Raw genomic sequence first — 13224 nt, 5'->3', positions numbered from 1 at the left:
AATAGAAATCAGTGCCCCAGAATCTGGCTCAGGAACAGTTTGGTCCGTTCTGATTGGGGGTTGTTAAAGAACTCTTCTGGCTCGTTCTGTTCCACAATCTGCCCCGCGTCCATAAAGATCACGCGGTTCGCCACCTGACGGGCAAAGCCCATTTCGTGGGTCACACACAGCATGGTCATGCCTTCTTCGGCCAGTTCGATCATGGTGTCGAGCACCTCTTTGATCATCTCGGGGTCCAGCGCCGATGTCGGTTCATCGAACAGCATGATCCGCGGCATCATGCATAGAGACCGGGCAATCGCGACACGTTGCTGTTGACCACCGGACAACTGACCGGGGTATTTGTCCGCCTGTTCAGGAATCTTGACCTTTTCCAAAAAGTGCATCGCACGCTCTTCGGCTTCCTTTTTGGGCGTCTTTCGTACCCAAATCGGAGCGAGTGTGCAGTTTTCCAGAATGGTCAAATGGGGGAACAGGTTAAAGTGCTGGAACACCATCCCAACTTCGGACCTGATCTTGTCGATGTTTTTAAGGTCATTGGACAATTCGGTCCCATCCACAACGATCTTGCCCTGCTGGTGCTCTTCCAGCGCATTCAGGCAGCGGATCAAAGTGGATTTGCCAGAGCCCGACGGGCCAGCGATCACAATCCGCTCGCCCTGATGAACGGTCAGGTTGATGTCACGCAGCACGTGGAAAGACCCGTACCACTTGTTCATATTGTTGATTTCGATCGCGACCTCGTCGCTCACCTGCATCTTGGAGCGGTCGATTTCGCGGTTTGTAGCCAGTTCAGACATATGTTGAACTCCTTAACGGTGATCGGTGGCGAGACGACGCTCGAGCCACTGTGAGTATTGAGAAATGCCGTAGCAGACGACAAAGAACACAACGCATGCAAAGCCGAGCAGCTCCCAGTACACGCCGTTCCATTCGGTCGATGCCAGGATCGGACCACGGATCATACCGATGATGTCGAACATCGAAATCACGGAAACAAGCGTTGTATCTTTGAACAGACCCACCGCCACGTTCACGATACCCGGAATCGAGATCTTGAGCGCCTGCGGCAGGATGATCAAACGCATCGCCTGCGAATAATCCAGACCCAGAGAGTCAGCGGCTTCGTACTGTCCCGTCGGCAAGGCTGCCAGACCGCCCCGGATCACCTCGGCGATATAGGCCGACGAGAACATGGTGATCATGATCACCACGCGCAGGAACAGGTCCACCGTGCTTTCCGGCGGGAAGAAGTAGGCCAACATCACCGACGCCACGAACAGCAGGGTGATCAGTGGAACGCCACGAATGAACTCGATAAAGATCACGCTCATCCATTTGATCAGCGGCATGTCCGACTGACGACCCAGGGCCAATGCTATGCCCAAAGGCACCGATAGGGACACACAGGTCACACCTAGCATCATGTTGAGCATATAGCCCCCCAGATCCCGGCTGGGCACTGCACTCAAGAGTGCGTTTTCCGATGCATTCTCCGGGATCAGAAGACCCCCGACTTTCCAGACCACGAGCGCAACAGCAATCGCACCAAAAAACCCGGCGGCAAAACTGTTGCGCCCCATTTTCTGGAAGGTCACGCCGGCAGCCACACAGCCGGCCAGCGCCACGATCGGCACCATGATCGACCCACCCCAGATCAGCCAAAAGGCAATGAAGGGATAAAGCGCGGTAAAGATCAGCATCTTGCGTGGCAGATCAAAGAACAACACCGGAGCCAGAGCAACCAGCATCATCACAAAGGCCAGGTTGGGACGCCAGTATTGGTCCGACGGATATTTAAAGCCGTAGATCAGCTGCGGCCAGCGCTCGGTCAGAACCGCAAAACAGGCGCCGCTCTTACCGGCCAGAATCTCGCGGCATTCCGCCAGAGAACTGGCGTTCCAAACACCGTTCAGGATCCAGGGCAGCGTGTTGTTGGCAATCATGTAGATCACCAAGATCGACACAATGGTCAGAACCGAATTGCCCGGCGAGGAGAACAGGTTTTCACGAAGCCATTTGACCACACCGGCTTCACGCGCCGGAGGCGGCAATTCCGGAAGCATGGATTCAGCGACGTAGGCTATGGAGTTTGTTTTCGGATCAGCCATTGCTCAGCGCTCCTTCAGTTTGACGGATGCGTTGTAGACGTTCATCACCATCGAGATCAGCAGCGAGGCCGTCAGGTAGAACAGCATCAGTAGCAGCACGCATTCAATCGCACGGCCAGTCTGGTTCAAAGTGATGCCGCCCAGCGTGGCGGTAATGTCCGCGTAGCCCACCGCGATCGCCAGCGAAGAGTTTTTGGTGATGTTCAGGAAGTTGGAAATCAGCGGTGGAATGATGACCCGCAACGCCTGGGGCAGAATGACCAGGTTCATGATACGACCCTGGCGAAGACCCAACGCGCCTGCAGCTTCGGACTGACCTTTGGAGATTGCCTGAATGCCGGCCCGCACGTTTTCGGCGATAAAAGCGCCTGTATAGATCGACAGCGCAAACCACAGCGCAATCAGCGGTCCACCGATCTTGATGCCACCTTTGAAGTTGAAGCCCTTCAAAGCGGGAATGTCCCAGGACAGCCCCATGACCAGCATCAACAAAAGGAACGGAACCAACCAAACCCCGAGAACCATCATCAAGGTTTTAGGACGTATACCAGTTTCTTCCTGCTTTTGTGTCGCCCAGGCACCAATTTTGCGTGTCACGAACCAGGACGCAACCAGACCCGCAATCACAACAAGCCAATTCATTGAGGGCGATGCGAACAAGCCGTGCTCAAACCAGGGCATCGGAATATAAACACCGCGGTTGGTAAACGCGAACATATCAAACAACATGCTGGACGTGGCATTGTCACCACGGAATGCACGCGGTCCAGGCATCACCGCTGTCATGATGGTGAAGATGATGATGATCCAGATCAGTACCGGAATGTTCCGAAAGATCTCGACGTAAACTGCCATCAGTTTAGAAACCAGCCAGTTGTTCGACAGACGAAGAACACCGGCAATGACGCCGAAAATTGTCGCTGTGATACAGGCCAGGAAGGCAACCAGAAGCGTATTGAGAATTCCAACGATCGCAGCACTCAGGTGCGATGATTGGCTATCATATTCGATCAAACGCTGGTTGATGTCGTATCCAGCAGAATCGCCTAGAAACGAATAGGAAATGTTCAATCCTGCAGCACGCAGGTTCTGGATGAGGTTGTTGCCCAGATACCAGATGCTCAGGGCCAGTACGATTGCTGCAATCACCTGAAACGTCAAAGAACGATATCGGGTATCATTGATCAGCATCGACAGCCGAAACCCAGTATTCGGCGGGTCGGTCAAAGTTGACATATTGTGGAATCCCCGTGGCTGACAGAGTTCATCCGACTTGGCAGAGTTTGCTCTGCTCCGGGATAACTCGCAGCTTCTTTTGCAAAAGAAGAGGGCGCGGAGTTCCCCGCGCCCTCTATACTCAGAAACTTAGCGGAACGGTGGCGAGTACAGCAGGCCACCTTCGGTCCACTGTGCGTTCAGCCCGCGTGCCAGACCGATTGGAGTATCTTCACCGATGTTCTTGGCGAATACTTCACCATAGTTGCCACCGGCGGCCAGAGCGCGTTTGGCCCATTCGGCGTCCAGACCCAGCATCTCGCCCAGGGTGCCTTCGGACCCCAGCAGACGTGCGATTTCAGGATTGTTTGCACCTGTCGCCATTTCAGCCAGATTGGCAGACGTTACACCCAGCTCTTCGGCCGAAACCAGAGCGTTCAGGGTCCAACGGACAACGTCACCCCATTCGTGATCGCCGTGACGGACCAGCGGGCCCAGCGGCTCTTTCGAGATGATTTCAGGCAGCAGAACATGTGCAGCCGGATCTTCGAATGTGGCGCGTGTCGCAGCCAGACCCGAGGCGTCCGTGGTGTACACGTCGCAGGCACCAGCCAGATACTGCTGCTGTGCTTCGGCGTTGGTTTCGATTGGAACCGGCTCATAGCTGATGTTGTTGCTGCGGAAGAAATCCGCCAGGTTCAGCTCGGTTGTTGTACCGGTCTGAATGCAGACAGTCGCGCCATCCAGTTCCTTGGCGGACGACACACCCAGTTCCTTGGGAACCATAAAGCCTTGGCCGTCGTAGTAGTTCACGCCAACGAATTCGAATTTCAGATCAACGTCACGGCTGAAAGTCCAGGTTGTGTTACGTGCGAGCATGTCGATTTCGCCCGACGCCAAAGCCGTAAAGCGTGTTTTACCGGTGGTCGGTACAAACTCTACAGCTTTCGGATCACCCAGAACCGCTGCTGCAACAGCGCGGCACACGGCAACGTCAAACCCATTCCACTCCCCATTCGCGTCCGGGGCGGCAAAGCCAACCAGCCCAGTCGTGACGCCGCAGTTCAGCTTACCGCGTGCTTTTACGTCATCCATGGTACCAGCAGCAGCAGCACCGGCGGCAAGGCCGGCAACTGTCATTGCGCCCAGAAATACGGATTTTTTCATGTTTACCTCTTCCTGATTTTCCGCCTTTTTGACGGATTGAAACCGACACCAGCAATGTCGGAATATAGCATGCAAGTTGGAATTCACCCCTTTGCGGGGCCAAGCATGGGCGCATTCGCCAACAAACGTCAAGGGTTCGATCATCAATTCCGTGACAAGTCCGCACACTTCCGTTAGGTCAAGTTGACTTTTTGAGACCAACATGCAGCTAGCTTCAACTCATTATCCTGTCAGGAAAAATCAAAGACCTGCTTGGCGTGCAGAAAGGCTCCACGCTTGACCAATGCGGCTGCAGTCGCTTCTTCGTCCTCGCCCCATTGTTCTTCCTGCCAAATCTCGTCCAGGCGGGAGATGTCCCAAATGTCTTGGGCAGAACGCCATCCCAACGCCGCAGCAAACCCCAAAATCAGCGACCCGGACAGGCTGACAAGGTCATGAAAGGCCGCAAGTTGGAAGTTGTTCAATGCGTGGACACGCCGGGTCAGTTTTGCCAATTCGGCCGCATCTTGAGGGGCGTGGATCACACCGACTCGCGGTTCCAGGCGGGCGCCCAAATCCAACGCCGCCCAGTCCAACGCCGGGTCCCATTGTTCGGCCTGACGGCGCGCCAATTTGGCGGGCGTTTCGGCGCGATAACACAAAAGATCCGAATCTCCGTATCCGGCGAGCATGTCCGCGACTTCGGCATGTTGAATCGCAACTTTATCAATCGCCGCATTGGCAGAACGGGTAAATGGCATGGTCTGTGGGTTCACTGCACCAGACTGGGCGTCCCATTCGGCGGCAATTGCGTTGGCCATGCTCTGAGTCGGCACAACCAACGCCGCTTTGGCCGGGGTCTTGACCCGTCGCCCATCCAATTCGATCGCGTATCCTGTTTCGGCCTCAGCGATTCCCACCTCTTTCCAAAACCGCTTTTGCTTCCAATCGCTCATGCTCTAAGCCTTCCATAGTCCATTCAGCAACGGCAGCAGATCCGCAAAACTGGAAATCACATGATCTGCACCGATGCGATCCACCGGGTGGTACCCCCATGGCACTCCAATGCTGCGCACGCCAGCAGCACGGGCCATATCCATGTCAAAGGACGTATCCCCGATCATGACTGTATGCTCCGGCGTCACGCCGGTTTCCGCCATTGCCGTCAAAATCATGGACGGGTGCGGTTTGGACGGGTGGTGATCCGCCACTTGCCGGGTGACAAAACAGGTCAGGTCATGCGCCTCGATCAACCCTTCCATCCCGCGTTGTGATTTCCCGGTCGCAACCCCCAAAAGATACTCCGGAACCGCATTCAGCGCTTCCAGAGTCGCACGCGCCCCGGGATACAAAGGCGAATGCCCGGCACCGGCCTGCATCCGGGCCTGATGGTAGGCAGATTTATAGCCTTCGACCAATGCGGCCTGTGTTTCGGCATTCCCCTGCGGTGCCAGACGTGTCATGGCGCGATCCAACGACAATCCAACAATTGACAGGATCTCGGGTCGGGTCGGTACCGGTAGACCTATGCTCCCAAACGCGTCGGTCATGGCACCGACAATCGCGGCCTGGCTGTCGACCAACGTGCCGTCCACATCAAACAGGATCAATCGCAACGATGCGCTCACTGCAGGTCCTCGAACGGGTCGTCAGCCGCCAGATCTTCGGTCCAGCCAAAGGTGTCCCAGCTTTCCTTCATGTGGTCGGGCAATGGGGCAACCACAACGACATCCTTGCGGGTCACCGGATGTTCGAACACCATGCGTCGGGCGTGCAGATGCAGCTTTTTGGAAATCATCCCACCCATTTGGGCACCCCAGCCATCTCCCAGGTTTTCCTGACCAGAACCGCCATATTTGCCGTCACCGATGATCGGATGACCCATCCCCGCCATATGTGCCCGCAGCTGATGGGTCCGTCCGGTGATTGGCTCCATCGCAACCCAGGCCGCCCGCGATGCTACACGATATAGCGTTGCGTAATACGTATGTGCCCGCTTGGCACCCGGCGTTTCATCAATGTCGCGTGGGTGCACATTGATCATCTTTTCGCCTTCGCCGCTTTTGCCGTGGCCCGGAGCCTTGACCAGACCCGTCTTGATCTCGCCGAGGTAAGGGGTTGGGACACCAGCAACCAGCGCCCAATAAATCTTGCGCGTGTTCTTGTGTCGAAACGCTGCTGTCAATTCCTGTGCAGCCTTGCGCGTGCGGGCCAGCACCAGCACCCCGGACGTGTCCTTGTCGATCCGATGAACCAGGCGGGGTTTTTCGTCATAGCCAAAGCGCAGCGCCTCGGCCAAACCGTCCACATGTCGGGTGGTACCGCTGCCGCCCTGGACGGCCAATCCAGAGGGTTTGTTCAGCACGATCACATCGTCATCGCGATAGATCACACAGCTTTGGATCAGCTTTTGATCGGCTGCGGAGATTCGGATTTCACGTGCTTCCGGGGGCTTGTGATCTGCATCAGGCAACGGTGGAACCCGCACAGTCTGACCTTCCTCGACCCTGGTCGAGGCCTTGACCCGTCCGCCGTCCACCCGCAGATCACCCTTGCGGCACATCTTTTCGATGCTGCCCTGGCTGACATGAGGGAACATCCGGCGCAGCCAGCGATCAACCCGCTGTCCCGCGTCGTCTTCGGTGATCGTGATCTTTTGTACCCGGCTCATGCACCCACTCCTTGCGTGATTGTCAGCGCCGAAAACCAGCCCTCGAAATCATCAACGGTCTGTCGCGCGCGGGGGGCAGGATGTCAAGTTTTCCCCGAGTTTCACCAGTAAAGAACCCGGTTTCCACCGTCTCGGAGCCCGTTTTTCCTATCCCAAGGGTCATGTCATGGACAGCTGGGCGCAGCCACCGAGAGGCGTTTCATCCCATTTGCCAATCGGATGACCGCGATCCCCGCCAGCCCCGAGCCAAAGACCACTATTCGAACAGTTTTGGGACTGGCCGTCCTGTGACCCGCTCCCAATATTCATCTGCACGCTTTTCAAATGTCTGCGCATCGCGCGCCTCGCTCTTGTAAAAGCGACCCGGTTCGATACCTGGCGCATATTGCTGGTCAACCCAACCTCTTGGATCCTTGTGCGGGCTTCGATACCCGCCGTGACCCAATTTTTCACTGCCTTGATAATGCGTATCGCGCAGGTGCAACGGAACCGGCTGCGGTGGCTCGCTCGCGACCGCCGCGAGCGCCGCCGAAATCCCATGATTGGCAGATCCAGATTTGGGCGCACGGGCAACATGAAGCGCAGCATGAGCAAGGATAATTCTTGCTTCGGGGTATCCAATCATTTCAACAGCCTGGGCGGCCGCCACCGCAGTCTGGAGGGCCCCGTTATCGGCAAGCCCCACGTCTTCAGACGCCTGGATCATGATGCGGCGGGCGATAAAACGCGGATCCTCACCCCCATGGAAGAGCCGTGCCAGCCAATAGAGAACCGCATCTGGTGCACCACCGCCGCGCATGGATTTGATAAAGGCCGAGATAACATCGTAATGCTGATCCCCTGATCGGTCGTGGTTAACCGGTGCAGCCATATACGCTTCTTCGATCATGGCTTCGGTCACGACAACAGGTTCGCCAGAAGTGTGACCAACGGCCAGGCTCTCGAGCGTTGTCAAAGCGCGGCGTGCATCACCGCCCGAACGCCCTGCGATGAGCTGCCTGTGTTCCGGCGAAAGGGAGACATTGATTCCGGTGCTCGCCAAATGATCAAGCCCGCGTGCAACGACTTTTTCCATGTCTTCGATCGAAATTGGTTCAAGTTTCAGAATGGTCGAGCGCGAAATAAGAGCTTTGGGCAGTGCGGTATACGGGTTCTGTGTGGTTGCACCGATAAAATCGGCTGTCCCTTCTTCACAGATCGCCAGAAGATCATCAGCCTGAGTCGCCGAGAACCTATGAACCTCGTCAACGAAGATGAGCAAGGGCCGCATACGGGATTCGTCCGCGAGTTGGCGGATCTCTTTGACACCAGCGCGTGTCGCATGAAGGGGACGAAAATCCTTGCTGAGCATGTCGCCGACAGCGCGTGCTATGGAGGTCTTTCCAATGCCGGGCGGGCCGTACAGGACAATGCTGCCCAATTGATCTGCCGCGATCCGACGTTGCAGGATCGACCCCTGGGCCGTCAAAGCATCCTGTCCGATGATGTCGTCCAGCGACCGTGGCCGCAAGGCGGCGGCCAACGGTTGTGTCCCTTGTTTTTCTCCGAGATCGAAAAGATCTGACATCTGGATAACCTCGCTTTCGACTTGGGAGCACCTGCCACAGCCCCCCCATGATCGTTGCCTGACCCGGAACGCCCGACGGGCTTGGCCAGATCATCCTGCAATCACAACACTCGCATTTTGAGAGCCGAGCAAGGCACTGTTGTGCCCAGACCATCGCCTAAACAACGAACGCGGCAGTTTCAATCCAAGTCCTCATTTCCACCCTGAAATCTATCGGTCTGGTCGATCGGACTTGATTTTATGGACCGCCCTCTGCCCTGGGATAGATAACAGCCGGCTCACAGCCGGAACCGAAGTTTCAAAATCTGACCACGTCTGAACAGATCCATCTCAACCCTGCGGCCCGTGTCTTGCATCAACTTCAAAACATCAGTCGGTGCGCTCACTTCCGCGCCATTGATCGCACGGATGACGTCTCCGGCCTGCAACCCGGCCCGCGCGCCATATGGGCCAGGATCCAGAACCACCACACCATCATCAGGAAGCGGTACGGACGCCATTCGGGAAATTATCATCGGGTTGACACGTGCCACCGTCAATCCTGGCAATGTTGTGTGTTCATCAAACTGAATCGGGTTCGCGGGCGGGTCGTCCGGGGCCGGTTTCATTGCCACTTTGATAGGTGTTTCGGTCCCGTCACGCACCCTGATGAACTCTGCTTCGCTGCCCATTCCGGCGACAGTCATACGGAACACCATTTCCGGCGGCGAATTGACCACCTCTCCGTCAACCTTGGTGATGACATCACCGACTGCGAATCCTGCTTTGGCAAAAGGGCTGGCCGGGTGAAGGTCTGAAATCAGCATGCCTTCGGGAAGGTCCATTCCCAATGAGGCAGCCAGATCGGCGTCAATCGGTTGCCCCGACATACCGGCCCAGGGACGCATGAATTCTTCGGCACCATTGCGGGACTGTTGTACGAATTCCCGGACCAGATTGGCGGGAATCGCAAATCCAATACCATTGGATCCGCCCGAGCGGCTGACAATGCGGGTATTCACCCCTATCAAATCGCCGTTCACATCAATCAATGCTCCGCCGGAATTACCTGGATTGATCGCTGCATCGGTCTGAATGAAATAGCCCAAGCCGCCCCCCGCGGCTGACCCGGATCGGGCCAGACCCGACACGATGCCGCTGCTGACGGTCTGTCCAACGCCAAACGGGTTGCCAACGGCCAGAACCAACTCCCCGACTTCCACGCTGTCGCTGTCGCGCAGCGGAAGAAAGGGCAATTCGGCGGCATCATCCAATTGCAGAATGGCCAGATCGCTGGCTTTGTCGGCCAGAACCACACGGGCATTGTATTCACGTCGATCCGTTGTCACCACGCGGATTTCCGTCGCCATGCCAACGACATGATAATTCGACACCACAATCCCGTCAGCGGTCAGTATGACCCCCGAACCCAACGAATTTTGGACCCGCGGCCGGGGTTTGGCAAAACCCTGAAAGAACTCATCAAAAAACGGGTCGCTCATGAACGGCGACCGCTGACGCTGCTCGGTCACGATCTTGGCATAGATATTCACCACGGCTGGTGCCGCCTGTTTTACCAGGGGCGCGAATCCCAACGAGATCTCCGCCTGGGAGTTTGGAATTCGGGTCTCGGCACTGGCTAGAGGAGCCCACAGGATAACCAAGATGGCAAAGATCGTTCGGAACATGTGACTTCCTTTTTCAGCGTGCCCCCCGATATGCGGTCGAGACCCGCTGAATGCAAGACGTTGGGCGTTTTCCCGCTCGGCTCAATCCAGAGGCGCATGCAGACGGGTTCCATCCGTTATGATCCCGCCCCGGTTTCCGACTTCGAGATTGCCATAGCGCTGCGCGAAACTAGGCGGCAATGTTCGGTCCCCAGGCAACGACAGCCATAGTCGCAACAGATGCCGGCGCAGTGCCGGGTCACGTCGGTCTGTAAACCCTGTCCGATCGTGCAGCTGGGAGTGATTATAGACGAATTGCATATCCCCCGGCTGCAACCGCATAGGCAAATGCAGAACCGGGTCATTGGCCAGTGCGTCAAATGTGTCCAAGGCCCGAATGTGATCAGGTGTCAGTTGCATCGCGTCCGCGAACCGTTGCGCGCTGTCGATGTATTGGCGTTGGTAGAACACCGTCAATCGCCCCTCACACCAGCTGAGCGGTGGGATGGTCATAAACGGGTCCATCCCCTCCGGGACTTCGCCCCGACGATCCGTCGCAATGGGATCAAACAACAGTTGCAACAGATCAGGACAGTCCACCCGCATCCGATTGAAAATCGCCTCGACGCTCACCAAAAGCGAATCTCCACCTTCGAGCGCATCTTGCAAGCACATCAGGCCGACGGCGTCGGCGCTGTCCGTATGAAAGGTCTGGCGGTCGTGAGTCTGGTAGATTCGGGTATTGGGGTCCTTCGCATCCGCCCCAATATCGCGCACATGGCCCAGGATATGGCCAGCCGCGTTCTGTGACCTTGCCGATCCGAGATGCGCGCCGACGCCACAAAAAATGGCGGCTGTCATGTGTTGCGAATAATGCTGAACCGGCAGGCCACGCAGGACTTCAAACCCAATCCCGTTGATCAATTGATCGCGCAGGGTCTCTAGGTGGGTTCCGAAGTGAACCAGAGGAAAGTCGGCTTTGGTGATTTCGCCGATGTCCCGCCCTATGTTCAGATAGTGTTTCGCCGCCTGTTCCAGATCCGCGATATCGCGCGGTGACAGTTCAACCAACCATTCCTGTGGACGTCGATGCATGTCCTGTCCAATCCAGGCAGACGGACGGTCGATACGGTCGGGAAGGACATTCAAGGTCATGCGATCACCCTAGGGACAACCGCCTTGGTCTGCCAAGGGCCAGCGCACAAAAAAGCCCCGCTCGAAATCGAGCGGGGCCTGAACCGAGGATAAGATCCTCAAAGTTCTTATTCTTCTGCGGCTACTTCTTCCGAAGCAACGCGTGCCTTGTCGGCTGCGCCTTTGGCGTCCAGATCACGGTCAACGAATTCGATGATCGCCATCGGGGCCATGTCGCCATACCGGAAACCGGCTTTCAGGATGCGAACGTATCCGCCCTGACGGTCCTTGTAGCGGGGGCCCAGAACGTCGAACAATTTCGCAACATACTGGTCTTCTTTCAGACGAGAAGCAGCGTTACGACGCGAGTGCAGGTCGCCTTTTTTCGCCAGAGTGATCATTTTTTCGATGATCGGGCGCAGTTCTTTTGCTTTCGGCAGAGTCGTCTTGATCTGCTCGTGTTCGATCAACGAGCCAGCCATGTTTGCAAACAGAGCCTTGCGGTGCTCGTGTGTGCGGTTCAGGCGACGGTATCCACGTGCGTGGCGCATTTTGATATTCCTTATTCAAGCTTGTGCTTTGTCTGGAGACCGATGCGTGTCAGTCCCTCTCCTTGGGGCAGGATTGCCCATGTCTTCCCCGGCCAACCCGGGCATTGAAGAGGAGGGCCGTGGCCCTCCCCGAATGACTTAGAAGCTGTCTTCGAACTTCTTGGCCAGATCTTCGATGTTGTCAGGCGGCCAATCTTCGACGTCCATGCCCAGGTGCAGTCCCATGCCGGACAGCACTTCCTTGATCTCGTTCAGCGACTTGCGGCCAAAGTTCGGCGTGCGCAGCATTTCTGCTTCGGTTTTCTGAATCAGATCCCCGATATAAACGATATTGTCGTTCTTCAGACAGTTCGCCGAACGCACCGACAGTTCCAACTCGTCCACTTTCTTCAGCAGCAGCGGGTTGAACTCCAGACCGTCGTCTTCGTCCTGACGGCTGGCCGACTCGGGCTCTTCGAAGTTGACGAAGATCGACAGCTGATCCTGCAGAATGCGAGCGGCATAAGCCACGGCATCATCCGGCGTGATCGACCCGTCAGTGTCCACTTTCATGGTCAGTTTGTCATAGTCCAGAACCTGACCTTCGCGGGTCGGCTGCACATCATAGCTGACGCGTTTGACCGGCGAATAGATCGCGTCGATCGGGATCAGACCGATGGGCGCATCTTCGGGCTTGTTCTTGTCGGCCGAGACATAACCTTTGCCGGTGTTCACGGTCAGTTCCATGAACAGATCAGCACCATCGTCGAGGTGACAGATGACGTGTTCGCGGTTCAGAACCTCGATACCAGCGCTTTCGCTGATGTCACCTGCGGTCACGACAGCCGGGCCTTTGGCATTGATCGACAGGCGCTTGGGGCCTTCGACTTCCATGCGCAGCGACACTTGCTTGAGGTTCAGGATGATGTCGGTGACGTCTTCACGCACACCGGCCACGCTCGAGAACTCGTGCAGGACGTTATCAATCTGAACGCTGGTGATGGCGGCGCCTTGCAGCGAGCTCATCAGGATGCGACGCAGGGCGTTGCCCAGTGTCAGACCAAAGCCGCGCTCGAGCGGTTCGGCCACAACAGTTGCCTGGCGCGCTGGGTCATTGCCCGGCTTCACCTCCAACTGGGTCGGCTTGATAAGTTCTGCCCAATTCTTGTGGATCATGCGGTCCCTCCATTCCTGTCTGTGCCCC

12 protein-coding genes are annotated in these 13224 nt (G+C 56.6%); all 12 read right to left on the bottom strand.

Annotated features, from left to right (window positions below; genetic code table 11):
- Nucleotides 1-8 precede the first annotated feature (8 nt).
- Nucleotides 9-758 carry an amino acid ABC transporter ATP-binding protein gene (locus tag K3727_01935; GenBank protein ID UWQ93236.1) on the bottom strand — a complete coding sequence of 250 codons (750 nt, stop codon included), beginning with the start codon at nt 756-758 and terminating at the stop codon, nt 9-11.
- 54 nt (nt 759-812) lie between these two features.
- On the bottom strand, nt 813-2111 hold the full coding sequence (locus tag K3727_01930; protein UWQ91599.1) for an amino acid ABC transporter permease: 1299 nt from the start codon (nt 2109-2111) through the stop codon (nt 813-815).
- Between the two features lie 3 nt (nt 2112-2114).
- Nucleotides 2115-3347, bottom strand: coding sequence for an ABC transporter permease subunit (locus K3727_01925; GenBank protein ID UWQ91598.1), 1233 nt, complete (start codon nt 3345-3347; stop codon nt 2115-2117).
- A gap of 129 nt (nt 3348-3476) precedes the next feature.
- Nucleotides 3477-4493 (bottom strand): amino acid ABC transporter substrate-binding protein, encoded by a 1017-nt coding sequence (locus K3727_01920; protein UWQ91597.1) that lies wholly within the window; start codon nt 4491-4493, stop codon nt 3477-3479.
- A 230-nt stretch (nt 4494-4723) separates the two neighbouring features.
- Complete coding sequence (locus tag K3727_01915; GenBank protein UWQ91596.1) at nt 4724-5428, bottom strand: ATPase; 705 nt, start codon at nt 5426-5428, stop codon at nt 4724-4726.
- 3 nt (nt 5429-5431) lie between these two features.
- A complete protein-coding gene (locus K3727_01910; GenBank protein UWQ91595.1) occupies nt 5432-6100 on the bottom strand; it encodes an HAD-IA family hydrolase in 669 nt (222 codons plus the stop codon).
- On the bottom strand, nt 6097-7143 hold the full coding sequence (locus tag K3727_01905) for an RluA family pseudouridine synthase (GenBank protein UWQ91594.1): 1047 nt from the start codon (nt 7141-7143) through the stop codon (nt 6097-6099). Before K3727_01905 ends, K3727_01910 begins: the two co-directional genes overlap by 4 nt.
- 256 nt (nt 7144-7399) lie before the next feature.
- Nucleotides 7400-8710, bottom strand: coding sequence for a replication-associated recombination protein A (locus K3727_01900; GenBank protein UWQ91593.1), 1311 nt, complete (start codon nt 8708-8710; stop codon nt 7400-7402).
- A gap of 278 nt (nt 8711-8988) precedes the next feature.
- Nucleotides 8989-10377: a trypsin-like peptidase domain-containing protein gene (locus K3727_01895; protein ID UWQ91592.1), complete on the bottom strand. Its 1389-nt coding sequence runs from the start codon at nt 10375-10377 to the stop codon at nt 8989-8991.
- 81 nt (nt 10378-10458) lie between these two features.
- Complete coding sequence (locus tag K3727_01890; GenBank protein ID UWQ91591.1) at nt 10459-11511, bottom strand: TauD/TfdA family dioxygenase; 1053 nt, start codon at nt 11509-11511, stop codon at nt 10459-10461.
- Nucleotides 11512-11618: 107 nt separating this feature from the next.
- Nucleotides 11619-12041, bottom strand: coding sequence for a 50S ribosomal protein L17 (gene rplQ, locus K3727_01885; protein ID UWQ91590.1), 423 nt, complete (start codon nt 12039-12041; stop codon nt 11619-11621).
- A 138-nt stretch (nt 12042-12179) separates the two neighbouring features.
- Nucleotides 12180-13196, bottom strand: a complete 1017-nt coding sequence (locus K3727_01880; GenBank protein ID UWQ91589.1) for a DNA-directed RNA polymerase subunit alpha — start codon at nt 13194-13196, stop codon at nt 12180-12182.
- Nucleotides 13197-13224: the final 28 nt, after the last annotated feature.

The organism is Rhodobacteraceae bacterium M382 (assembly GCA_025141015.1).
GTDB lineage: Bacteria > Pseudomonadota > Alphaproteobacteria > Rhodobacterales > Rhodobacteraceae > Aliisedimentitalea > Aliisedimentitalea scapharcae.
Note: the sequence above shows the minus strand (reverse complement) of the source record. Positions and strands in the feature narration are given on the sequence as shown.

Bases quoted from the DNA above. Each gene is read 5' to 3' on its own strand.
- K3727_01935 (UWQ93236.1), bottom strand. From the start codon at position 758: ATGCAGGTGAGCGACGAGGTCGCGATCGAAATCAACAATATGAACAAG.
- K3727_01930 (UWQ91599.1), bottom strand. From the start codon at position 2,111: ATGGCTGATCCGAAAACAAACTCCATAGCCTACGTCGCTGAATCCATG.
- K3727_01925 (UWQ91598.1), bottom strand. From the start codon at position 3,347: ATGTCAACTTTGACCGACCCGCCGAATACTGGGTTTCGGCTGTCGATG.
- K3727_01920 (UWQ91597.1), bottom strand. From the start codon at position 4,493: ATGAAAAAATCCGTATTTCTGGGCGCAATGACAGTTGCCGGCCTTGCC.
- K3727_01915 (UWQ91596.1), bottom strand. From the start codon at position 5,428: ATGAGCGATTGGAAGCAAAAGCGGTTTTGGAAAGAGGTGGGAATCGCT.
- K3727_01905 (UWQ91594.1), bottom strand. From the start codon at position 7,143: ATGAGCCGGGTACAAAAGATCACGATCACCGAAGACGACGCGGGACAG.
- K3727_01900 (UWQ91593.1), bottom strand. From the start codon at position 8,710: ATGTCAGATCTTTTCGATCTCGGAGAAAAACAAGGGACACAACCGTTG.
- K3727_01895 (UWQ91592.1), bottom strand. From the start codon at position 10,377: ATGTTCCGAACGATCTTTGCCATCTTGGTTATCCTGTGGGCTCCTCTA.
- K3727_01890 (UWQ91591.1), bottom strand. From the start codon at position 11,511: ATGACCTTGAATGTCCTTCCCGACCGTATCGACCGTCCGTCTGCCTGG.
- rplQ (UWQ91590.1), bottom strand. From the start codon at position 12,041: ATGCGCCACGCACGTGGATACCGTCGCCTGAACCGCACACACGAGCAC.
- K3727_01880 (UWQ91589.1), bottom strand. From the start codon at position 13,196: ATGATCCACAAGAATTGGGCAGAACTTATCAAGCCGACCCAGTTGGAG.